Here is a 19833-nt window from a genome sequence, read left to right on the forward strand (position 1 = left end):
GTAGCCCCCAGGAGGAACGGCACGTGAGCGAGAGCAGCGCACAGGCCACGGAGGCCGTCGCCGAGGTCGCCGCCGCGGCTCAGGGGAGCTGGCGGCGGGCCGGTCTCGCCGGGGCCGCGATAGGCGTGGTGGCCGCGGGCGCCGCCGCCGGGGTCGCCGTGGAGCGGCTGACCGTGGGGCGCGGAATGCGCCGCAAGGCCCGCCTCGCCCTCGACGCGGCCGGACCCTACGGGGCGCTGCGCGGCGTTCCCGGGCGGGCTCGCGCCGCCGACGGCACCGAGCTGTACTACGAGGTCGACGAGGCCGAACCGGCCGGCGGCGAAGGCCCGCGCAGGCGTCGCCTCTTCGGTCGCAGGGCGCCCGCCCCCGTGACGATCGTCTTCAGCCACGGCTACTGCCTCAACCAGGACTCCTGGCACTTCCAGCGCGCGGCCCTGCGCGGCGTCGTCCGCAGCGTCTACTGGGACCAGCGCAGTCACGGCCGCTCCGGGCGCGGCGCGGAACAGGCGGACCAGGGCGCCCCCGTCTCCATAGACCGGCTCGGCGACGACCTCAGGGCCGTCATCGACGCCGCCGTGCCCGAGGGCCCGATCGTCCTGGTCGGCCACTCCATGGGCGGCATGACGGTGATGGCCCTCGCCGACCGCCACCCCGCGCTGGTCCGCGAGCGGGTGGTGGGCGTGGCGCTCGTCGGCACGTCGTCGGGCAGGCTCGGCGAGGTCAACTACGGGCTCCCGGTCGCCGGGATGAACGCCGTGCGCAAGGTCCTGCCCGGTGTCCTGAAGGCGCTCGGGCAGCGGGCCGAGCTGGTCGAACGCGGGCGCCGGGCGACCGCGGACCTGTTCGCCGGGATCATCAAGCGGTACTCGTTCGCGACGCGGGACGTCGACCCGGCGATCGCCCGGTTCGCCGAGCGGATGATCGAAAGCACGCCCATCGACGTCGTCGCCGAGTTCTACCCGGCGTTCCAGGAGCACGACAAGACGGCGGCGCTCGCGCACTTCGCGGACCTGCCCGTCCTGGTCCTCGCCGGGCAGCACGACCTCGTGACGCCGAGCGAGCACAGCGAGGCCATCGCGGCGCTGCTCCCGGACGCCGAGCTGGCCCTCGTCCCGGACGCTGGGCACCTGGTCATGCTGGAGCACCCGGACGTCGTCACCGAGCGCCTCGCGCAGCTCCTCGCGCGCGCGGGTGTGCCGGTCGCAGCCGCTACCGTGGGGAGCCATGGAGACACCGGCAGCACCGCACAGCCCGGCGGCTGACCCCGCCACCCCCGTCACGACCGTCACCGTCACGGTCAACTCCCCCGACGCCATGCGGGAGTTGGGCCTCGCCCTCGCCAAGCAACTGCGCCCCGGCGACCTCGTGATGCTCACCGGCGAACTCGGCGCGGGCAAGACGACCCTGACCCGCGGGCTCGGCGCGGGCCTCGGCGTGCGCGGCGCCGTCACCTCGCCGACCTTCGTGATCGCCCGCGTCCACCCCTCCCTGACCGGCGGACCCGCCCTCGTGCACGTCGACGCGTACCGGCTCGGCGGCGGCCTCGACGAGATGGAGGACCTCGACCTCGACGTGGACCTGCCCGAGTCCGTCGTCGTCGTGGAATGGGGCGACGGCAAGGTCGAGGAGCTCTCCGACGACCGCCTGCACGTCCTCATCGACCGGGCCACCGGCGACACCACGGACGAGGTCCGCGTGGTGACGCTGCACGGCATCGGCGCGCGCTGGTCCGACGCCGATCTGGCGTCCCTCGCGGGCTGAGCGCACCGCGGGGCCCGTATCCCGACAACGCGTCGGCAAAATGTTGCGCGGCGCGTGTTCGGCGTGTTCACATGGAGGCCGGACTTAGTTAGGTCTACCTAACCACGCCTGCTCGGGAGGCGCCATGACGGCTTCGGAACGTGTCGTGCGGGGCGATGGGCCTTCGGCGGGGCGGGATGGTGTGCGCGGCGGGGTCGGTGGCGGGTTCGGCGGGGGGACGATGCCGGTGTCGATGAGCGCCCTGCTGGCCTCCTGCGCGGCCGCCCGCGCCATCTCGACCCCGCCGGGCCCGGCACCCGCGCCGTCGCCGCGCGATCAGGCGCCGTAGGGGTACGGGTGCGTCGTCGCGTGCGGGTGCGTGGTGGCTGGTCGCGCAGTTCCCCGCGCCCCTGAGATGCGCACTGCGTGCGCCATCTCAGGAGGGCGCGGGGACGCGCGTCCCCATGGGGCTGCGGCGGAGCCGCATGCTCCAGGGGCGCGGGGAACTGCGCGACCAGCCACGACGTCCGCCGCACCCGGCAACGAACCCCCACGTACCCGGGGCGTACCCGGGGCTCAGGGAACCACGACCACCTTGCGACCCCACGTGGCGAACTGCCACATCGCCGCCGCATCCGCCCGCGACCCCCGGATACCACCGGTCTCCTGCGCCGGATCGGGCGTCGGCGTGGAACCGTCGACCGCCGCGCTGAACCCGACACCCTTCCCGTTGACCGTCGTGAACAGCACGACATGCTCGATCGGCACCCCGTCGGTCCCGGTGACGGAACCGGTGCGCTGGATCACCTTGTACGTGCCGGCCGCCGGGTCCAGCGTGCCGGGCACCACCGCGTACGTGCGCTGCGCCTTGCCGTCCGCGCCGACCAGCCAGACCCGGTCGGTCTTCAGGGCGTAGACGACCCGCTGCCCCGTGCCGGACCGGTCGGGCAGGGCGGTGGCGGGGGCCTTCTTGTCCTTGGGGGAGTGGGACGCCGTGGCGGAGGGGGAGGCGCCGGGCTTGGCGGCGCCGAGCTCGGACGGCGCGTTCGCCGACGCCTGGAACGCGAGGAAGCCGACCGCGGCGAGCGCGCCGACGGTCAGCGCGGTCACGAATCCGGTGCTGCTCCGTGCCACCAGGTGCCTGCCTCTCCAGTACGTAAGTACGACGCCAGTGACGGCTGTACGTGACGGTAGCAGCCGGGACCGACAGGCCCGGGGAGTCGCGGACGCGGACATGTCCACCCCGCCGGAGTCGTAGGCTGTTCGCGTGCTGTTGCTCGCTGTGGATACCGCCACCCCCGCCGTCACCGTCGCCCTGCACGACGGGACCGACACCGTCGCCGCGTCGAGTCAGGTGGACGCCCGTAGACACGGGGAGCTGCTGCTGCCCGCCGTCGACCGGGTCCTCGCCGAGGCCGGCACGGCGCTCGACGCCGTCACCGGGATCGTCGTGGGCATCGGCCCGGGACCGTACACCGGACTGCGCGTCGGCCTCATGACCGCCGACACCTTCGGGCTCGCGCTCGACGTGCCCGTGCACGGCGTGTGCACGCTCGACGGTCTCGCCTACGCGGCCGAAGGCGTGGAGGGCCCCTTCGTGGTCGCCACCGACGCCCGCCGCAAGGAGGTCTACTGGGCGCGCTACGCCGACCCGCGCACCCGCCTCTCCGAGCCCGCCGTCGACCGGCCCGCCGACATCGCCGAGGCCGTCGCCGGACTGCCCGCGGTCGGCGCGGGCGCGCTGCTCTACCCGGACACGTTCACCGACCCGCGCGGCCCCGAGCACGTCTCCGCCGCCGCGCTCGCCGCCCTCGCCGCCGAGCGACTGGCCGCGGGCGAGGAGCTGCCCGCGCCCCGCCCCCTCTACCTGCGCCGCCCCGACGCGCAGGTCCCCAAGAACTACAAGGTGGTCACCCCCAAGTGACGACCGAGGCCGAACTGCGTGAGATGCGCTGGTGGGACATCGATCCCGTGCTGGCCCTGGAGAAGGACCTCTTCCCCGACGACGCATGGTCGCGCGGCATGTTCTGGTCGGAGCTGGCCCACGCGCGCGGGGTGGGCTCGACGCGGCGCTACGTCGTCGCGTACGAGGGCGACAGGCTCGTCGGCTACGGCGGTCTCGCCGCGGCCGGCGCCGCGGGGGAGGACGGTCCCGCCGACGGCGCCGACGTGCAGACGATCGCCGTCGCCCGCGACCACTGGGGCACCGGCCTCGGCGCCCGCCTCCTCACCGAGCTGCTGCGCCACGCCACCGCCTTCGAGGCCGCCGAGGTGATGCTGGAGGTCCGCGTCGACAACACGCGGGCGCAGAAGCTCTACGAGCGCTTCGGCTTCCAGCCGATCGGCTTCCGCCGCGGCTACTACCAGCCGGGCAATGTCGACGCTCTCGTGATGCGCCTGATCACCACCCAGGAGCCCGTACCCGGGGCTCCCCTCACGGCGACCGAAGCGACCGAAGCGACCGAAGCAACCGAAGCAACCGAAGCAACCGAAGAGAAGAACCATGGCTGACGAACCCCTCGTCCTCGGCATCGAGACCTCCTGCGACGAGACCGGCGTCGGCATCGTCCGCGGCACCACCCTGCTCGCCGACGCCGTCGCCTCCAGCGTCGACGAGCACGCCCGCTTCGGCGGCGTCGTGCCCGAGGTCGCCTCCCGTGCCCACCTGGAGGCGATGGTCCCGACGATCCAGCGCGCCCTCAAGGACGCCGGGATCACCGCCAAGGACCTCGACGGGATCTCCGTCACCGCGGGACCCGGCCTCGCGGGCGCCCTGCTCGTCGGCGTCAGCGCCGCGAAGGCGTACGCGTACGCGCTCGGCAAGCCCCTCTACGGCGTCAACCACCTGGCCTCGCACATCTGCGTCGACCAGCTGGAGCACGGCCCGCTGCCCGAGCCGACGATGGCGCTCCTCGTCTCCGGCGGCCACTCCTCGCTGCTGCTCTCCAGCGACATCACCTCCGACGTCCGGCCGCTCGGCGCGACCATCGACGACGCGGCGGGCGAGGCGTTCGACAAGATCGCCCGCGTCCTGAACCTGGGCTTCCCCGGCGGCCCCGTCATCGACCGGTACGCGAAGGAGGGCGACCCGGACGCGATCGCCTTCCCGCGCGGCCTGACCGGCCCGCGCGACCCGGCGTACGACTTCTCCTTCTCCGGCCTCAAGACGGCCGTGGCCCGCTGGATCGAGGCCAAGCGGGCGGCGGGCGAGGACGTGCCGGTGCGGGACGTGTCGGCGTCGTTCCAGGAGGCCGTCGTCGACGTGCTGACCCGCAAGGCCGTGCGCGCCTGCAAGGACGAGGGCGTCGACCATTTGATGATCGGCGGTGGCGTTGCCGCCAATTCGCGGCTGCGGGCGCTGGCCCAGGAGCGCTGCGAGCGGGCCGGCATCCGGCTGCGCGTGCCGCGTCCCAAGCTGTGCACGGACAACGGCGCGATGGTCGCGGCGCTCGGCGCGGAGATGGTGGCGAGGAACCGGCAGCCGTCGTCGTGGGACCTGTCGGCGGACTCGTCGCTGCCGGTGACGGAGACGCACGTACCGGGCCACGACCACCACCACGGGCACGACCATGTGCACGAGGTCAGCAAGGAGAACCTGTACTCGTGACGGTCGCGCTGATGTGGGAGGCGCGGGCCGTCCAGGGCCGCGGCGACGACCTCCTCGCCTGGGTGCGGGCGCAGGAACTGGCCGAGGAGCCGCTGCGCCGCGAGACGCTGCGCGCGCCGCAGGACCGGGTCCTCGTCATCACGTGGTGGGACGCGGAGTACGACGCCGAGGTGCCCGAACTGCCCGAGCCGGGCGAGGACTTGGTGACGCGGGCCGTGCACAGGTGGCGGTTCGAGGCGGTCTGAGCCGCACTGTTAAATCTGCCTGAGTTTTCCGAAACTGCGCGGCAAGTGGTTTACGCCTGTACTAATGCGGACTTATGTTCCGTGCGTGGATGAGAAGAAACGGTTCTGCGGGCGCGTGGTGAAGACGCGTGCGCTGAAGGCGGTGGCGATCGCCCTCGGCTGCGTCCTCGTGCTCGTCGGCGCCGGTGTCGGCTGGGCGTACTGGCACTTCGAGCACAACATACGCAGCGTCGACATCGACAGCGCGCTCGGCGACGACCGCCCGGCCCGGCCGACGCCCACCGCCGCCCCCTCGGCGTCGCGGGACACGGCCCCCGTCGACACGGGCGTCCTCAACTTCCTCGTCCTCGGCTCGGACTCCCGCACCGGCGCGGAGAACAAGGCGCTCGGCGGCGGCGAGGACGGCGGCGCCCGCTCCGACACCGCGATGGTCGTCCACCTGGACGCGGGCCGCACCGAGGCGACCGTCGTCAGCATCCCCCGCGACACCCTCGTCGAACGCCCCTCCTGCCCGACGGAGTCCGGCGGCACGACGGCGGTCGCGTACAACGTCATGTTCAACAGCGCCTACGCGGTCGGCGGCCCCGTCTGCGCGGTGAAGACGGTCGAGCACCTCACCGGCGTCCGCATGGACCACTATCTGGAGATCGACTTCGCGGGGTTCGCGAAGCTCGTCGACGCGCTCGGCGGCGTGGACGTCACGACGACCGAGGACATCGACGACGACCTCAGCCACCTCCACCTGGAGGCGGGCACGCACCACCTCGACGGCGAAGACGCCCTCGCCTTCGCCCGCACCCGGCACGGCGTCGGCGACGGCAGCGACCTCGGCCGCATCGCACTCCAGCAGCAGCTCGTGAAGTCGCTGGTCGGCGAGGTCTCCGCGGACGGCCTGCTCACCGACCCGGCCCGCCTCTACCGCGTCGCCGACGCCGCCACCGGCAGCCTCGTCGCCGACACCGGGCTCGACTCCCTCGCCGAACTCTCCGACCTGGCCCGCAGCCTGCGCGAGCTGTCCGGCGACGCCGTGAAGACCGTCGTCATGCCGGTGGTGCCGGCCCCGGCGGACGCCAACCGGGTCGTCGCGAAGGAGCCGGAGGCGGGGAAGCTGTGGGAGTCGCTGCGGTGACCCGTCACTTCGTATACGTCAACAGGTAGCGCCAGTAGAGGAGTTGGCGCACCTCGCTGCCCGGCAGCAGCCGGTCCGCCTCCGCGCGGATCCGCGGCAGCCGCATCTCCGGCTGCCGGACGGGGGCCTTGCGGGGCGGCGTACGGATGCCGCGGGCGCGCTCGGTGGCGAACACCGCCGCGCGGGCCACGGCGTTCGCCGGCGAAGCGACGACATCCAGAGCGGTGTGGCCCGCGTAGCAGCCGAGGACGAGGAGGCGGCCGCCCGGCGCGAGGGCGTCGCGGAAGCGCGTCAGCGTGGTGAACGGCATGTGGTGCAGGCTGGCCAGGCAGGTGATCACGTCGTAGTGGCCGGACGGGAGCGGCTCGGTCGCGGCGTCGGCGCGGCGGTAGCGCGGACCGCCGCCGGACGCCTCCGCCGCGGCCAGCGTCTCCGGGTCGGGGTCGAGCGCGTCGACCCGGCAGCCCAGGCCGACGAGGCGGCGCGCGAAGCGGCCCGTGCCGCAACCGACGTCGAGCGCGGTACGGGCGCCGGGCGGCACGTGGCGCAGCAGGAGCCGGTGGTAGTGGTCGTTGTGATCGAACGGCATGAGGAAATCCTCGGAGAATTCCGGTGCCCGTGTCGATGCCGGGGGCGCTCGATCGACGCGATAGTGCAAGCACGTCCACGAGCAAGTGCACGCACATCCACGAGCGAGTGCGAGCACGTCCACGAGAGCACTGGAGATGATCATGCCCCGCTATCTGACGATGGTCCGCGTCGACGAGAACAACGCCCCCGAGGGCGGCCCCAGCGACGAGCTGATGCAGCGCATGGGCGCCCTCCTCGAGGAGATGACCAAGGCCGGCGTCCTGCTCGACACGGCGGGACTGACCCCGACCGCGCAGGGCAGGCGCGTGCACTACGACAAGGGCGAGATCAGCGTCACCGACGGCCCCTTCACCGAGACCAAGGAGGTCGTCGGCGGCTACGCGATCATCCAGGCGAAGGACGAGGCCGAGGTCCTGGAGTGGACCAAGCGGTTCCTGCGCGTCCACGGCGAGGAGTGGACGGTCACCTCCGAGATCCGCGAGATCGTCGAAGGCTGACCGGCGGACCGGCTTGGCGTCCGTCCAGGGCCGGTGTCTGATGGTGGGCTGTGAACGAGCACCGCGCAACGGCCCGCCCGGACGCCGCCACCGCCCAGGCCATCGAGACCGTCTTCCGCATGGAGGCCCCCCGCATCATCGCCGCCGTCACGCGCGTCGTGCGCGACGTCGGCATCGCGGAGGAACTGGCGCAGGACGCGCTCGTCGCCGCCCTCGAACAGTGGCCGGAATCCGGTGTGCCCGAGCGGCCGGGCGGCTGGCTCACCGCCGTCGCCCGGCGCCGCGCCGTCGATCTCGTGCGGCGCCGCGAGAACTACGCCCGCAAGCTCGAAGAGGTCGGCAGGGCAACGGAGTTCGCGTACGAGGACCAGAGCCCGGCCGACCCGGACGACATCGACGACGACCTGCTGCGCCTGGTCTTCATGGCCTGCCACCCGGTGCTGTCCGCCGAGGCCCGCGTCGCCCTCACCCTGCGCCTCCTCGGCGGCCTCACCACCGCGGAGACCGCCCGCGCGGTCCTCGCCCCCGAACCGACGGTCGCCCAGCGCATCGTCCGCGCCAAACGCACCCTCGCCACCCGCAACGTCGCCTTCGAGGTGCCCACCGGCCCCGACCGCGAGGCCCGCCTCGGCTCGGTCCTGGAGGTCATCTACCTCATCTTCAACGAGGGCTACGCCGCCACGGCGGGCGACGACTACCTGCGCCCCGGCCTGTGCGAGGACGCCCTGCGCCTGGCCCGCGTCCTCCAGTCGCTGATGCCGAAGGATCCCGAAGTGCACGGCCTCGCGGCTCTGCTGGAGCTCCAGTCGTCCCGCACGGCCGCCCGCACGGCGCCCGACGGCTCGCCCGTCCTGCTCAGGGACCAGAACCGGACCCGCTGGAACCCGCTCCTGATCCGGCGCGGGTTCGCCGCGCTCGGCCGGGCGGACGCGGTGGCCCCGGGACCGCCGGGACCGTACGCCCTCCAGGCCGCCATCGCCGCCTGTCACGCCCGGGCCCACACCTACGAGGAGACCAACTGGTCCCAGATCGCCACCCTCTACGGGCTCCTCGCCGCCCGTACCCCGTCCCCGGTGGTCCGGCTCAACCAGGCGGTGGCCGTGTCGATGGCTGCGGGCCCGGCCGCGGCCCTGCCCCTCGTCGACGCCCTCACCGACGAACCGGCCCTGCGCGACTACCACTTGCTGCCGAGCGTGCGCGGCGATCTGCTGGAGCGGCTCGGCCGGGTGGCGGAGGCGCGGGAGGAGTACGCGCGGGCGGCGAAGCTGGCCCGGAACGGACGGGAACGCGCCTTCCTGCTCGGCAAGTCGGACGCTGGTTCAAGCCCCTCCGGCGAGTGAGGAGCGGGGGCCGGGGCAGAGCCCCGCGGCCTCAGCCAAGGGAGACCGGCCCCCCGAGAAGCATGGTCGGCGCCCCGGCCACCCGCGTCAGAAACACCGTCACCGCCCCCTTACCGTACGGCTTGGGCATGACCTTGCGCCGCAACTCCTCCGGCTCGACCGCGGACCCCCGCTTCTTCACGGTCAGCACCCCGACGCCCCGCTCCCGCAACAGCGCCTTCAGCTTCTTGACGTTGAAGGGGAGCTGGTCCGTGATCTCGTAGGCGCTCGCGTACGGGGTCGGGCGCGGCGCGTCGGCGGTGACGTACGCGATGGTCTCGTCGATGAGCCCGCCCCCGACCTGCTCGGCCACCTCGGCGACGAGATGCGCACGGATGACGGCCCCGTCGGGCTCGTACAAGTACCGCCCCACGGGCCGCACCCCGGGATCCGGGAGCCCGCGCCCGACCAGCTCGCGCGGGTCCGGCAGCAGGGTGGCGCGCATCCGGCCGGGCTCCGTGCCGAACCAGAGCACGGCCTCCTTCACATCACCCCCGTCCGAGATCCACTCCGCGTCGGCCTCCGCCGGGATCGCCTCGTGCGGGATGCCCGGCGCGATCTTCAGCGCGGCGCGCGGGGCGGCGAGCGCGGCGGAGACGGCCCAGGACAGCGGCGGCGAGTACGCCTCGGGGTCGAAGATGCGCCCGCGTCCGGCCGAGCGCCGGGCCGGGTCCACGAAGACGGCGTCGTACGCGGAGGTGTCCACGTCGGTCACGTCCGCCTCCCGCACCTCGATGAGGTCGTCGAGGCCGAGAGCGGCGGCGTTGGCGCGGGCGACGGCACAGGTGTGCGGATCCCGGTCGACGGCGAGCACCAAGATGCCCGCGCGGGCCAGGGCGATCGCGTCGCCGCCGATGCCGCAGCACAGGTCGGCGACTGACCGGACACCGAGCGCGCGGAACGAAGCGGCACGGTGGGCGGCGACCCCGGCGCGGGTGGCCTGCTCGACCCCGTTCGGCGTGAAGTACATGCGGGCCGCGTCCTCCGCCCCGAACTTCGCCACCGCCCGCTGCCGCAGCCGCGCCTGCGCGAGCGCCGCCGAGACGAGCGCGGCGGGGTGGTCGCGGCGCAGCCGGGTCGCGAGGGCCAGCTCCTGCGCCGGATCGTGCTCGCGCAACGCGTCGAGGAGGGCCTGGCCCTCCGGGGCGAGGAGGGCGCGGAAGTCGGCGGCGGCGTCGTCGGACGTGGCAGAGGAACTCACCCGATCCATTGTGGGCCAGTCGGTGGACGGTCCGTGCGCGGTGGCGGTGTCGGCCCCGCATCAGGGCTCTGAGCTGCGAGGATCCGGCGCCATGCGACGAGTGTCGGTACGACAAGATGAAGAGACGGCCGCGCGGCCGGCCCGCCCGGAATCCGCCCGCAGAACCGCGCCCCGCACGGGGTCGGGCCGCCGGGCCGCGCCCCGCACGGAATCCACCCGCAGAACCGCGCTCCGCACGGGATCCGCCCGCAGGGCCGCGCCCCGCACATGGGTCCTCGCGCTGGCCACGGCATCGCTCGCGACCGCCTGCGCGGGCGACTTTGACCCCCGTGAGGAACGGACGCGGGCGGCCACGGAGAGCGCCGCCGCGGACCGGGCGGTCGCCGAGCGGGCGGTGCGCCCGGCCCTCGGCCAGCAGGCCCGCCGCGCCGCGGCGGCCCGGCGCTGGGGCCTGGCCGAGGTCCCTCTCGCCGCACCCGAGCCGCCCGCGAAGAAGCCGGTGATCAGGCCGCGCGCGGGGTTCGAGGTAGCGGGCCAGGACCGGCTCGCCCTGCCGCCCGTCTTCACCACGGTGCCCACCAAGGACCGGGTCGTCTTCCTCACCATCGACGACGGCGCCGAGAAGGACCCGCGCTTCCTACGGATGATGAACGACCTGAAGATCCCGTACACGGCCTTCCTGACCGACACCGAGGTCAGGAAGAAGAAGCCGGGCTACGCGTACTTCGCGAAGGCCAGGGACCTGGACGGCGCCACCCTCAACAACCACACCCTGCACCACCGCTTCCTGCCGAACCTCTCCTACGCGGAGCAGAAGCACGAGATCTGCGGCATGCAGGACAAGCTCGAACGCCACTACGGCAAGCGCCCCACCCTCTTCCGCCCGCCGTACGGCGACTACGACCGGACCACTCTCAGGGCCGCCAAGGCGTGCGGCATCACCCACGCGCCGATCTGGAACGCCGAGGTCTTCGCCGACCGCGTCGACTACCGGGAATGGGACCGGTCCCTCCACCCCGGCGACATCGTCCTCACGCACTTCCGCGGCCGCGGGGACTGGGCGGGCACGATGCCCGACATGGTCCGTACGTTCCTGGACCGGGCCACCGCCGACGGGTTCGCGGTGGCCCGCCTCGAGGACTACCTGTGACACCCGGCCGCACCCTCGCCGCCACCCTGGCGGCCGCCCTGCTCCTCACCGGCTGCGCCCAGTCCGTCGACCCGATCGAACGCATGGGCCGCAAGGCGGCGCAGGGGGTCCGCCACCATCACGCGGCCCCGGCGGCGGCACCCCCGGCCGGCCCGGCGGGAACGGTCCCCCCGGTGATCGACCACATCGCCACCCGCGACAAGGTCGTCTTCCTGACCTACGACCTGGACGGCGACCATCCCGGCGCCCGCGGACTCGCGGCACTGGTCCGCGAGAAGCGCCTGCCGCTGTCCGTGTTCCTGGCACGGCCCGCCACCCGCTCCGGCCCCCTCGCACGGTTGCGCGCCCTGGGCGCCGACATCGAGAACCGCACCTTCACGCGCGCGTCCCTGCCCGGCCTCGGCTACGTCGCCCAGCACACGCAGATCTGCGCGCAACAGGACAGCGTCGCGGGCCGCTTCGGCCGTGCCCCGCGGCTGCTCCGTCCGCCCGAGGGCGGCTTCGACGCGGCGACGCTCCGGGCGGCCGCCGCCTGCGGCATCGAGGCGATCGTCCTGTGGACCCACGAGGCCCCCGACCCGCCCCATCTCCACCTCCACCTCCGCCTCCACCCGGGCGACATCATCAAGGTGGGGGGAGGCCGGCGCCCGGCGGACACGACGGCAACCCTGCTGCGAGAGATCCGGAGCCAGGGCTACGAGGTGGCCCACCTGAACGCCTACCTGTGACCGGGCCCGCCCAGGGGCGCGGGGAACTGCGCGACCGGCCAGATCCACGCCGCGTCGCCGGACGATTGGCACTCCGCTTGACCGAGTGCTAATCGCGGTCATAGTCTCGACCCTGGCACTCACCACTGGAGAGTGCCAATCAGCGACGGGCAGGTCCGGCACCCGCGACGACGGATCCACCTGGTCGCCACCTCAGACTCTTAACCCCGTGAGATCTCCGAAGGGGGAGACCGGATCGTGACGACCGCCAGCTCCAAGGTTGCCATCAAGCCGCTCGAGGACCGCATCGTGGTCCAGCCGCTCGACGCCGAGCAGACCACGGCCTCCGGCCTGGTCATTCCGGACACCGCGAAGGAGAAGCCCCAGGAGGGCGTCGTCCTCGCCGTCGGTCCGGGCCGCTTCGAGAACGGCGAGCGCCTGCCGCTCGACGTGAAGTCCGGCGACATCGTGCTGTACAGCAAGTACGGCGGCACCGAGGTCAAGTACAACGGCGAGGAGTACCTCGTCCTCTCGGCGCGCGACGTCCTCGCGATCGTCGAGAAGTAAGCGGCCGAAAAAGCAGCTTTTGATGTGAAGTGCGCCCCTGGCACCCGCGACCGTAAGAAGCCGGGGTCAGGGGCGTCCTTCGTTCACCCCTAGTTTTTCGAGAGGGCTGAAACGCTCCCATGGCGAAGATCCTGAAGTTTGACGAGGACGCCCGTCGCGCCCTCGAGCGCGGCGTCAACAAGCTTGCCGACACGGTCAAGGTGACGATCGGCCCCAAGGGCCGCAACGTCGTCATCGACAAGAAGTTCGGCGCCCCCACCATCACCAACGACGGTGTGACCATCGCCCGCGAGGTCGAGGTCGAGGACCCGTACGAGAACCTCGGCGCGCAGCTGGTGAAGGAGGTGGCGACCAAGACCAACGACATCGCGGGTGACGGTACGACCACCGCCACCGTGCTCGCCCAGGCCCTGGTCAAGGAGGGCCTGCGCAACGTTGCCGCGGGCGCGTCCCCGGCCGCCCTGAAGAAGGGCATCGACGCCGCGGTGAAGGCCGTGTCCGAGGACCTCCTCGCGACCGCCCGCCCGATCGACGAGAAGTCCGACATCGCCGCCGTCGCCGGTCTGTCCGCCCAGGACAGCCAGGTCGGCGAGCTCATCGCCGAGGCGATGGACAAGGTCGGCAAGGACGGTGTCATCACCGTCGAGGAGTCCAACACCTTCGGCCTGGAGCTCGACTTCACCGAGGGCATGGCCTTCGACAAGGGCTACCTGTCCCCGTACTTCGTCACCGACCAGGAGCGTATGGAGGCCGTCCTCGACGACCCGTACATCCTGATCCACCAGGGCAAGATCGGTTCGATCCAGGACCTGCTCCCGCTCCTGGAGAAGGTCATCCAGGCGGGCGGCTCGAAGCCCCTGCTGATCATCGCCGAGGACGTCGAGGGCGAGGCCCTGTCGACCCTGGTCGTGAACAAGATCCGCGGCACGTTCAACGCCGTCGCGGTCAAGGCCCCCGGCTTCGGCGACCGCCGCAAGGCGATGCTGCAGGACATGGCCACCCTCACCGGTGCCACCGTCATCGCCGAAGAGGTCGGCCTCAAGCTCGACCAGGCCGGTCTCGACGTCCTCGGCTCCGCCCGCCGCGTCACCATCACCAAGGACGACACCACGATCGTCGACGGTGGCGGCAACAAGGCCGACGTCGAGGGCCGCGTCAACCAGATCAAGGCCGAGATCGAGAACACGGACTCCGACTGGGACCGCGAGAAGCTCCAGGAGCGCCTCGCGAAGCTCGCCGGCGGCGTCTGCGTCATCAAGGTCGGTGCCGCGACCGAGGTCGAGCTCAAGGAGAAGAAGCACCGTCTGGAGGACGCCATCTCCGCGACCCGCGCCGCGGTCGAGGAGGGCATCGTCTCCGGTGGTGGCTCCGCGCTCGTCCACGCCGTGAAGGTCCTCAACGACAACCTCGGCAAGGAGGGCGACGAGGCCACCGGCGTCTCCGTCGTCCGCCGCGCCGCCGTCGAGCCGCTGCGCTGGATCGCCGAGAACGCGGGCCTCGAGGGCTACGTCATCGTCTCCAAGGTCGCCGAGCTCGAGAAGGGCTCCGGCTACAACGCCGCGACCGGCGAGTACGGCGACCTGGTCAAGGCCGGCGTCATCGACCCGGTCAAGGTCACCCGCTCCGCCCTGGAGAACGCCGCCTCCATCGCCTCCCTGCTCCTCACGACCGAGACCCTGGTCGTCGAGAAGCCGGCGGAGGAGGAGCCGGAGGCCGCGGGCCACGGTCACGGCCACTCCCACTGACGCGCTCCGCTGAAGTGACCTGAGGCTCGGCCCCCTGTGTTTTCGGGGGCCGGGCCTCCTGGTTTTCCGGGGCGCGTCTGCCGGGTTCTGGTCGTTGCCGGGCGCGGGTTGCGTGGTGGCTGGTCGCGCAGTTCCCCGCGCCCCTGGCGGGGGCGCGTCTGCTGGGTGCGGTTCGTCGCCGTCCGCGGAGCGTCGTGGTTGCTCGCGCCGTTCCCCGCGCCCCTGGCGGGGCCGCTTGCGGTGCTCGCGCCGTTCCCCGCGCCCCTGGCGGGGGCGCGTTTGCGGTGCTCGCGCCGTTCCTCGTGGCCCTAGCGGGGGCCGTACTTTCGGCCCGTCTTTGAGGTGACGCCGCCCAGCAGGCCGCGCGGGGTCACCTTCGCCAGCCCCATCAGCGCCTTGTAGCGCGGGTCCGGGATCGAGAGGGTCTTGTTGCGGGACAGGTCCGCCAGGGCGGCTGTCACCAGCTTGTCGGCGTCGAGCCACATCCACTTGGGGATGTTGTCCGTGCCCATCCCGGCCCGCTCGTGGAACTCCGTGCGCACGAAGCCGGGGCAGAGCGCCATCAGGCGGACGCCCGAGCCCGCCAGGTCCTTCGCGACGCCCTGCGTGAACTGGACGACCCACGCCTTCGAGGCGCCGTACGTGCCGCGCGGGACGAACGCCGCGACCGACGCCACGTTGATCACACCGCCGCGCCCGCGCTCGCGCATCGCCCCGGTCGCCGCGGAGGTGAGCCGTAGGACGGCCTCGCAGTGCACCTTCAGCATCGTCAGCTCGTCGGCCATGGACACTTCCAGGAAGCGGCCCTTGTTGCCGAACCCGGCGTTGTTGACCAGCAGGTCGACCGCGGCCTTCGGGTCGGCGAGGCGCTTCTCGACCGCCGCGATGCCGTCGTCGGTGGACAGGTCGGCCGTGAGCACCTCGGCCTCGATGCCGTGCCGGTCGTGCAGTTCCGTCGCCTGCTCCTGGAGCCGCTTCGTGTCGCGGGCGACGAGCACCAGGTTGTGTCCGTCGGCGGCGAGGCGCCGGGCGAAGGCGGCGCCGATGCCCGCGGTGGATCCCGTGATCAGTGCCGTAGTCATGGAGCAAGGTTAGTGAGCGTCACGCGGTGCTCGTGATCACCGGGCGGGGTCTGCCCGCACCCTTCACGCCGTCTGCGCGCCGTACTTCTCCACGTACGTCCGCGCGACCCGCTCCACCTCGCCGTGGAGCGGGGCCCCGGCCGCCAGCACCCTCGGCAGCAGCTCCCGCTCCGTCATCAGCGCGCGGAACTCGAAGGAGACCGTCACCTCGTGCGCGGGGCGGTGCACGATCTCCACGGTGTCGCCCGCGCGGATCTCGCCCGGCTCGATGACCCGCAGGTACGCGCCCGGCCGCTGCTCCTGCGTGAACCGCTTGACCCAGCCCTTCTCGCCCACGTGCCCCTGGAAGGTCTTGCACGGGATCCGGCTCGCGCTGACCTCCAGGAGCAGGTCGGGGCCGATCCGCCAGCGCTCGCCGATCTTCGCGCCGCACACGTCGATGCCCTCGGTGGTGAGGTTCTCGCCGAAGGAGCCGTTGGGGAGCGTGCGGCCGAGCGCGCGCTCCCACGCGTCCAGGTCCTCGCGCGCGAACGCGTACACCGCCTGGTCGTCGCCGCCGTGGTGGCGCGTGTCGCACACGGCGTCGCCCGCTATGCCGCTCGCCCCGGTCCCCTTCGTGCCCGGTGCGCTCACCCGGACCGGGCCCTGGACCGGCTGCTTGTCGATGCCGGTCACGCCGTCCGGCTGGTCGGTGTAGGGGACGGCCTTGGGGCGGCCCAGGTTCAGCGACAGAAGCTTCATGTCACCGCACGGTACGGGACCGCCCATGAAAGCCGCCACGCAATATTCGACGATCTCCCCAAGCGGCGCTTATGCTTGAACCATGATCGAGGCCCGGCACCTTCGCGTCCTGCGCGCCGTCGCCGCCACCGGCTCCTTCTCGGCGGCGGCCCGCGAACTGGGCTGCACGCAGCCCGCCGTCAGCCAGCAGATGAAGGCCCTGGAGTCCTCGGCCGGCACACCGCTGCTGATCCGCACCGGACGCGAGATGCGGCTGACCCAGGCCGGTGAGGCGCTCGTGCGGCACGCGGCGGGCATCCTCGCCGGGCTCACGGCCGCCGAGGAGGAGGTCGCCGCGATCGCGGGTCTGCGCGCGGGCCGGGTCCGCCTCGTCTCCTTCCCGAGCGGCAGTTCGACCCTGGTGCCGACCGCGCTTGCCGCCCTGCGCGCGGAACACCCCGGTACGCGCGTCTCGCTGGTCGAGGCGGAGCCGCCGCGCTCGGTGGAGATGCTGCGCGAGGGCGACTGCGACGTCGCCCTCGCCTTCCGTTACGAGGGGCGGCGCGAAGCGCCTCAGCAGGAGGGCGGCGGGGGGAGGCGGGAGGGCCAGGGCGCGCACGCCGCCGAGGAGTGGGACGACCTTGTCGTGCGGCCCCTGCTCGCCGACCGGCTCGTGGGCCTGGTCGCCGAGGGGCACCCGCTCGCCGGCGCGGGCTCGGTGACCATCGACGCGTTCGCCGACGACCCGTGGATCGCGGGCTGCCCGCGCTGCCGCCGCCAGCTCGTCGAGGTGTGCCGGGGCGCCGGTTTCGCCCCGCGCATCGACTTCGCCACGGACGACTACCCGGCGGTGGTCGGCCTGGTCGGCGCGGGGCTCGGAGTTGCCGTCCTTCCCGAACTGGCCATCGAATCCGTTCGCCCCAAGGGTGCACGCACAGTGACGGTGGAGCCGCCCGTGCGGCGCGAGATCGTGGCGCTGACCCTGCCCGATCTGGCCCAGGTCCCGGCGGTCGCCGCGACCCTCGACCACCTGGCGAAGGCCGCCGCTCGCTGATCCCGCCCCTGGGTGCCACCTGCACAGGTGTTTGCAGAAACGTTCCTTCAGTGACCCTTCAGTGGTGCGTCAGTGGTTCATGAAGGGCCCGTCATGACCCGGTGACGGGGTCGCGGGTCCGCCGCCGACCGCCGCCGACGCCGTGACGAGCCGGTTGCGGGCCCGCCCCATCAGCTCTTCGCGCTCGTCCTCGGTGAGGCCGCCCCACACGCCGTACGGCTCGCGCACCTGAAGGGCGTGAGCTGCGCACTCCGCGCGCACCGGGCACCTCATGCAGACCTCTTTCGCCGAGTTCTCGCGCGCGCTGCGCGCCGCTCCTCGCTCGCCCTCCGGGTGGAAGAAGAGCGAGCTGTCCACCCCGCGGCAGGCCGCGAGGAGCTGCCAGTCCCACAGATCAGCGTTCGGTCCGGGAAGGCGGGAGAAATCTGCCATTGCGTAGTCCCCTTGTAGCCGGTTGTGGCCGTTTTGATCCGGTTGTGGCGCGGATACGGTGCCTGACCGTACATCTACTATCTAAGGAGATGAAAATATGACTCATTGCGAATCTAGCTACAGACACCAGCAAAAGGGAAGAAAAGCCGCTAAATGGGGCATAGCTTGTGATGAAACCTTGAGGGTCCGTTGCGGGACCTCCACTGTGTCCGGCCCCTCACGTAGAGTGCCGAACGAGACCGTCCGACCCGTAACTCTTTCGAGTGACCGTCGTTGGTAGTGCGGAGGCGGTTGAAGGAACAAGCGCTCGGGCATCTGTCCGGTGGTTTGCGAGTGTCGACCGCACAGGTGACGATTCGTACAAAGCCTGGAGGCACAAGGTGACGCGCATCAGCTGCGGAGGACGGTCATGACATCCGTCCTCGTCTGCGACGACTCCCCGCTCGCCCGAGAGGCGCTTCGCCGCGCGGTCGCGACCGTGCCCGGCGTCGAGCGCGTGACGACCGCGGCCAACGGGGAGGAAGTCCTCCGCCGCTGGGGCGCCGACCGCTCGGACCTGATTCTGATGGACGTACGCATGCCCGGCCTGGGCGGCGTCGAGACGGTCCGGCGGCTGCTCTCCGCCGACCCCGGTGCGCGCATCATCATGCTCACCGTGGCCGAGGACCTGGACGGGGTGGCGCTCGCCGTCGCCGCCGGCGCCCGCGGGTATCTGCACAAGGACGCCTCGCGCGCCGAGCTGCGGGCCACCGTGACGCAGGCGCTCGCCGACCCCACGTGGCGGCTCGCCCCCCGCAGACTGCGCTCGGCCGAGATGGGCGCCGCGCCCACCCTCACCGCGCGTGAGATCCAGGTGCTCGAAGGCATGAGCCACGGCCGGTCCAACGCGGAGATCGGGCGCGAGCTCTTCCTCTCCGAGGACACCGTGAAGACGCACGCGCGGCGTCTGTTCAAGAAGCTCGGTGCTTCGGACCGGGCCCACGCCGTGGCGCTCGGATTTCGATGGGGGCTGGTGCGATAGCGCCGCCGGGGTGCGGTGGCCGGTCCGCCGCGAGTTCGTCGTGGCTCGGCGCGCCGTTCCCCGCGCCCCTTGCGGGGCTGCGGTGAACGCCGCCCCCACGTTTCGCGCGTGATGCCGCATCCTTGAGGTGTGGAGTTCCTCGGGGACGGCGATTCGGGCGAGCAGGGTCAGCGAGAGGGGAGGGCGCAGGAGATGAGTTCCGGCGCACCTGCTCATAACGCTTCGGTGCACAACCAGGGCCGCGATGTCACGGACCGCGCCTCGGCAAGGCACCATGGACCGATGCGCGACGACGAGGCAGTGACCCCGCAGGGGGTCATCGGTACGCTCGTCGGCCGCGCCGTGGACGGGGACGAGCAGGCCACGCACGATCTGCTCGCGCACGTCCATCCGCTGGCGATCCGCTACTGCCGCACCCGCCTCTCCCGGCTCCCGGGGGACGCGCGGCACTTCGTGGAGGACCTCGCCCAGGAAGTCTGCGTCGCGGTGCTGCTCGCACTGCCGCGTTACAAGGACACCGGGCGCCCCTTCGAGGCGTTCGTCTTCGCCATCGCCGCGCACAAGGTCGCCGACCTGCAGCGCGCGGCCATGCGCGGCCCCGGTTCGACGGCGGTGCCGTCCGACGAGATGCCGGAGCGGCCCGACGACTCGCTCGGCCCGGAGGAGCGGGCGCTGCTCAGCAGCGATGCCGCGTGGGCCAAGAAGCTCCTCGCGAACCTCCCCGACAACCAGCGGGAGCTGCTGCTCCTGCGGATCGCCGTCGGGCTCACCGCCGAGGAGACCGGGCAGATGTTGGGCATGTCACCCGGCGCCGTGCGCGTCGCGCAGCACCGGGCGCTCAGCCGCCTGCGGGCCCTGGCCGAGCAGTAACGCGGGGGCCGGGAGCGGTAGCACACGGCCCCCGGCCCCGTACGTGGGAACGTACAAAGAACCTTGATGATCTTGCTCGTGGAATGAGACACCCCT

General features: G+C 72.4%; 23 protein-coding genes. 17 read left to right on the top strand and 6 right to left on the bottom strand.

What is annotated here, in order from left to right; all coding sequences use genetic code 11:
* Positions 1 to 23: 23 nt before the first annotated feature.
* From C1N81_RS27505 to C1N81_RS27515, 3 genes are all read left to right on the top strand, one after another.
* A complete protein-coding gene (locus tag C1N81_RS27505) occupies positions 24 to 1262 on the top strand; it encodes an alpha/beta fold hydrolase (protein WP_394433468.1) in 1239 nt (412 codons plus the stop codon).
* Positions 1225 to 1761 (top strand): tRNA (adenosine(37)-N6)-threonylcarbamoyltransferase complex ATPase subunit type 1 TsaE, encoded by a 537-nt coding sequence (gene tsaE, locus C1N81_RS27510; protein WP_394433469.1) that lies wholly within the window; start codon positions 1225 to 1227, stop codon positions 1759 to 1761. The genes C1N81_RS27505 and tsaE overlap by 38 nt, the downstream gene beginning before the upstream one ends.
* Positions 1762 to 1885: 124 nt before the next feature.
* On the top strand, positions 1886 to 2089 hold the full coding sequence (locus C1N81_RS27515; protein WP_394433471.1) for a hypothetical protein: 204 nt from the start codon (positions 1886 to 1888) through the stop codon (positions 2087 to 2089).
* A gap of 227 nt (positions 2090 to 2316) precedes the next feature.
* On the opposite strand, the gene C1N81_RS27520 is transcribed toward C1N81_RS27515, so the two are convergent.
* A complete protein-coding gene (locus C1N81_RS27520) occupies positions 2317 to 2874 on the bottom strand; it encodes a hypothetical protein (RefSeq protein ID WP_394433472.1) in 558 nt (185 codons plus the stop codon).
* 133 nt (positions 2875 to 3007) lie between these two features.
* Between C1N81_RS27520 and tsaB the strand changes: the two genes are divergently transcribed.
* From tsaB to C1N81_RS27545, 5 genes are all read left to right on the top strand, one after another.
* A complete protein-coding gene (tsaB, locus tag C1N81_RS27525; protein ID WP_394433474.1) occupies positions 3008 to 3664 on the top strand; it encodes a tRNA (adenosine(37)-N6)-threonylcarbamoyltransferase complex dimerization subunit type 1 TsaB in 657 nt (218 codons plus the stop codon).
* A gap of 23 nt (positions 3665 to 3687) precedes the next feature.
* Entirely contained in the window at positions 3688 to 4251 is a 564-nt protein-coding gene (rimI, locus tag C1N81_RS27530) for a ribosomal protein S18-alanine N-acetyltransferase (RefSeq protein ID WP_394438273.1), read from the top strand.
* Positions 4244 to 5347: a tRNA (adenosine(37)-N6)-threonylcarbamoyltransferase complex transferase subunit TsaD gene (gene tsaD / locus C1N81_RS27535; RefSeq protein ID WP_394433475.1), complete on the top strand. Its 1104-nt coding sequence runs from the start codon at positions 4244 to 4246 to the stop codon at positions 5345 to 5347. The genes rimI and tsaD overlap by 8 nt, the downstream gene beginning before the upstream one ends.
* Positions 5344 to 5592 (top strand): hypothetical protein, encoded by a 249-nt coding sequence (locus C1N81_RS27540; RefSeq protein WP_394433476.1) that lies wholly within the window; start codon positions 5344 to 5346, stop codon positions 5590 to 5592. The genes tsaD and C1N81_RS27540 overlap by 4 nt, the downstream gene beginning before the upstream one ends.
* A gap of 133 nt (positions 5593 to 5725) precedes the next feature.
* Positions 5726 to 6721, top strand: coding sequence for an LCP family protein (locus C1N81_RS27545; protein WP_394438275.1), 996 nt, complete (start codon positions 5726 to 5728; stop codon positions 6719 to 6721).
* Positions 6722 to 6725: 4 nt separating this feature from the next.
* Here C1N81_RS27545 and C1N81_RS27550 read toward each other — a convergent pair whose 3' ends face one another.
* Entirely contained in the window at positions 6726 to 7310 is a 585-nt protein-coding gene (locus C1N81_RS27550; RefSeq protein ID WP_394433477.1) for a class I SAM-dependent methyltransferase, read from the bottom strand.
* Between the two features lie 142 nt (positions 7311 to 7452).
* Here C1N81_RS27550 and C1N81_RS27555 point away from each other — a divergent pair, with 142 nt between their 5' ends.
* A complete protein-coding gene (locus C1N81_RS27555; RefSeq protein WP_394433479.1) occupies positions 7453 to 7809 on the top strand; it encodes a YciI family protein in 357 nt (118 codons plus the stop codon).
* Between the two features lie 119 nt (positions 7810 to 7928).
* Complete coding sequence (locus C1N81_RS27560) at positions 7929 to 9149, top strand: RNA polymerase sigma factor (protein ID WP_394438278.1); 1221 nt, start codon at positions 7929 to 7931, stop codon at positions 9147 to 9149.
* A gap of 31 nt (positions 9150 to 9180) precedes the next feature.
* Here C1N81_RS27560 and C1N81_RS27565 read toward each other — a convergent pair whose 3' ends face one another.
* Complete coding sequence (locus C1N81_RS27565; protein ID WP_394433480.1) at positions 9181 to 10398, bottom strand: THUMP-like domain-containing protein; 1218 nt, start codon at positions 10396 to 10398, stop codon at positions 9181 to 9183.
* A gap of 82 nt (positions 10399 to 10480) precedes the next feature.
* Between C1N81_RS27565 and C1N81_RS27570 the strand changes: the two genes are divergently transcribed.
* From C1N81_RS27570 to groL, 4 genes are all read left to right on the top strand, one after another.
* Positions 10481 to 11539, top strand: coding sequence for a polysaccharide deacetylase family protein (locus tag C1N81_RS27570; RefSeq protein WP_394433481.1), 1059 nt, complete (start codon positions 10481 to 10483; stop codon positions 11537 to 11539).
* Positions 11536 to 12267: a polysaccharide deacetylase family protein gene (locus C1N81_RS27575; protein WP_394433482.1), complete on the top strand. Its 732-nt coding sequence runs from the start codon at positions 11536 to 11538 to the stop codon at positions 12265 to 12267. The genes C1N81_RS27570 and C1N81_RS27575 overlap by 4 nt, the downstream gene beginning before the upstream one ends.
* Positions 12268 to 12504: 237 nt before the next feature.
* Positions 12505 to 12813 (top strand): co-chaperone GroES, encoded by a 309-nt coding sequence (groES, locus tag C1N81_RS27580; protein ID WP_282535600.1) that lies wholly within the window; start codon positions 12505 to 12507, stop codon positions 12811 to 12813.
* 119 nt (positions 12814 to 12932) lie between these two features.
* Positions 12933 to 14558, top strand: a complete 1626-nt coding sequence (groL, locus tag C1N81_RS27585) for a chaperonin GroEL (protein ID WP_394433484.1) — start codon at positions 12933 to 12935, stop codon at positions 14556 to 14558.
* 308 nt (positions 14559 to 14866) lie between these two features.
* On the opposite strand, the gene C1N81_RS27590 is transcribed toward groL, so the two are convergent.
* Positions 14867 to 15640 carry an SDR family NAD(P)-dependent oxidoreductase gene (locus C1N81_RS27590; protein WP_394433485.1) on the bottom strand — a complete coding sequence of 258 codons (774 nt, stop codon included), beginning with the start codon at positions 15638 to 15640 and terminating at the stop codon, positions 14867 to 14869.
* Positions 15641 to 15703: 63 nt separating this feature from the next.
* Positions 15704 to 16381 (bottom strand): MOSC domain-containing protein, encoded by a 678-nt coding sequence (locus C1N81_RS27595; RefSeq protein ID WP_394433486.1) that lies wholly within the window; start codon positions 16379 to 16381, stop codon positions 15704 to 15706.
* Positions 16382 to 16463: 82 nt separating this feature from the next.
* Here C1N81_RS27595 and C1N81_RS27600 point away from each other — a divergent pair, with 82 nt between their 5' ends.
* Positions 16464 to 17414: a LysR family transcriptional regulator gene (locus tag C1N81_RS27600; protein WP_394433488.1), complete on the top strand. Its 951-nt coding sequence runs from the start codon at positions 16464 to 16466 to the stop codon at positions 17412 to 17414.
* 69 nt (positions 17415 to 17483) lie between these two features.
* On the opposite strand, the gene C1N81_RS27605 is transcribed toward C1N81_RS27600, so the two are convergent.
* Positions 17484 to 17846: a WhiB family transcriptional regulator gene (locus tag C1N81_RS27605; RefSeq protein ID WP_394433489.1), complete on the bottom strand. Its 363-nt coding sequence runs from the start codon at positions 17844 to 17846 to the stop codon at positions 17484 to 17486.
* 409 nt (positions 17847 to 18255) lie between these two features.
* Here C1N81_RS27605 and C1N81_RS27610 point away from each other — a divergent pair, with 409 nt between their 5' ends.
* Together C1N81_RS27610 and C1N81_RS27615 are read left to right on the top strand one after the other, a co-directional pair.
* Complete coding sequence (locus tag C1N81_RS27610; protein ID WP_003948568.1) at positions 18256 to 18867, top strand: response regulator transcription factor; 612 nt, start codon at positions 18256 to 18258, stop codon at positions 18865 to 18867.
* Between the two features lie 282 nt (positions 18868 to 19149).
* Positions 19150 to 19737 carry a sigma-70 family RNA polymerase sigma factor gene (locus tag C1N81_RS27615; protein WP_394433490.1) on the top strand — a complete coding sequence of 196 codons (588 nt, stop codon included), beginning with the start codon at positions 19150 to 19152 and terminating at the stop codon, positions 19735 to 19737.
* Positions 19738 to 19833: the final 96 nt, after the last annotated feature.

It is taken from the genome of Streptomyces sp. SGAir0957, assembly GCF_043523415.1.

What these genes read in the sequence shown, in the direction of transcription:
- tsaE (WP_394433469.1), top strand. Translation starts at nt 1,225, where the DNA reads ATGGAGACACCGGCAGCACCGCACAGCCCGGCGGCTGACCCCGCCACC.
- C1N81_RS27515 (WP_394433471.1), top strand. Translation starts at nt 1,886, where the DNA reads ATGACGGCTTCGGAACGTGTCGTGCGGGGCGATGGGCCTTCGGCGGGG.
- rimI (WP_394438273.1), top strand. Translation starts at nt 3,688, where the DNA reads ATGCGCTGGTGGGACATCGATCCCGTGCTGGCCCTGGAGAAGGACCTC.
- tsaD (WP_394433475.1), top strand. Translation starts at nt 4,244, where the DNA reads ATGGCTGACGAACCCCTCGTCCTCGGCATCGAGACCTCCTGCGACGAG.
- C1N81_RS27550 (WP_394433477.1), bottom strand. Translation starts at nt 7,310, where the DNA reads ATGCCGTTCGATCACAACGACCACTACCACCGGCTCCTGCTGCGCCAC.
- C1N81_RS27555 (WP_394433479.1), top strand. Translation starts at nt 7,453, where the DNA reads ATGCCCCGCTATCTGACGATGGTCCGCGTCGACGAGAACAACGCCCCC.
- C1N81_RS27560 (WP_394438278.1), top strand. Translation starts at nt 7,929, where the DNA reads ATGGAGGCCCCCCGCATCATCGCCGCCGTCACGCGCGTCGTGCGCGAC.
- C1N81_RS27565 (WP_394433480.1), bottom strand. Translation starts at nt 10,398, where the DNA reads ATGGATCGGGTGAGTTCCTCTGCCACGTCCGACGACGCCGCCGCCGAC.
- C1N81_RS27570 (WP_394433481.1), top strand. Translation starts at nt 10,481, where the DNA reads ATGCGACGAGTGTCGGTACGACAAGATGAAGAGACGGCCGCGCGGCCG.
- groL (WP_394433484.1), top strand. Translation starts at nt 12,933, where the DNA reads ATGGCGAAGATCCTGAAGTTTGACGAGGACGCCCGTCGCGCCCTCGAG.
- C1N81_RS27590 (WP_394433485.1), bottom strand. Translation starts at nt 15,640, where the DNA reads ATGACTACGGCACTGATCACGGGATCCACCGCGGGCATCGGCGCCGCC.
- C1N81_RS27595 (WP_394433486.1), bottom strand. Translation starts at nt 16,381, where the DNA reads ATGAAGCTTCTGTCGCTGAACCTGGGCCGCCCCAAGGCCGTCCCCTAC.
- C1N81_RS27600 (WP_394433488.1), top strand. Translation starts at nt 16,464, where the DNA reads ATGATCGAGGCCCGGCACCTTCGCGTCCTGCGCGCCGTCGCCGCCACC.
- C1N81_RS27605 (WP_394433489.1), bottom strand. Translation starts at nt 17,846, where the DNA reads ATGGCAGATTTCTCCCGCCTTCCCGGACCGAACGCTGATCTGTGGGAC.
- C1N81_RS27610 (WP_003948568.1), top strand. Translation starts at nt 18,256, where the DNA reads ATGACATCCGTCCTCGTCTGCGACGACTCCCCGCTCGCCCGAGAGGCG.
- C1N81_RS27615 (WP_394433490.1), top strand. Translation starts at nt 19,150, where the DNA reads ATGCGCGACGACGAGGCAGTGACCCCGCAGGGGGTCATCGGTACGCTC.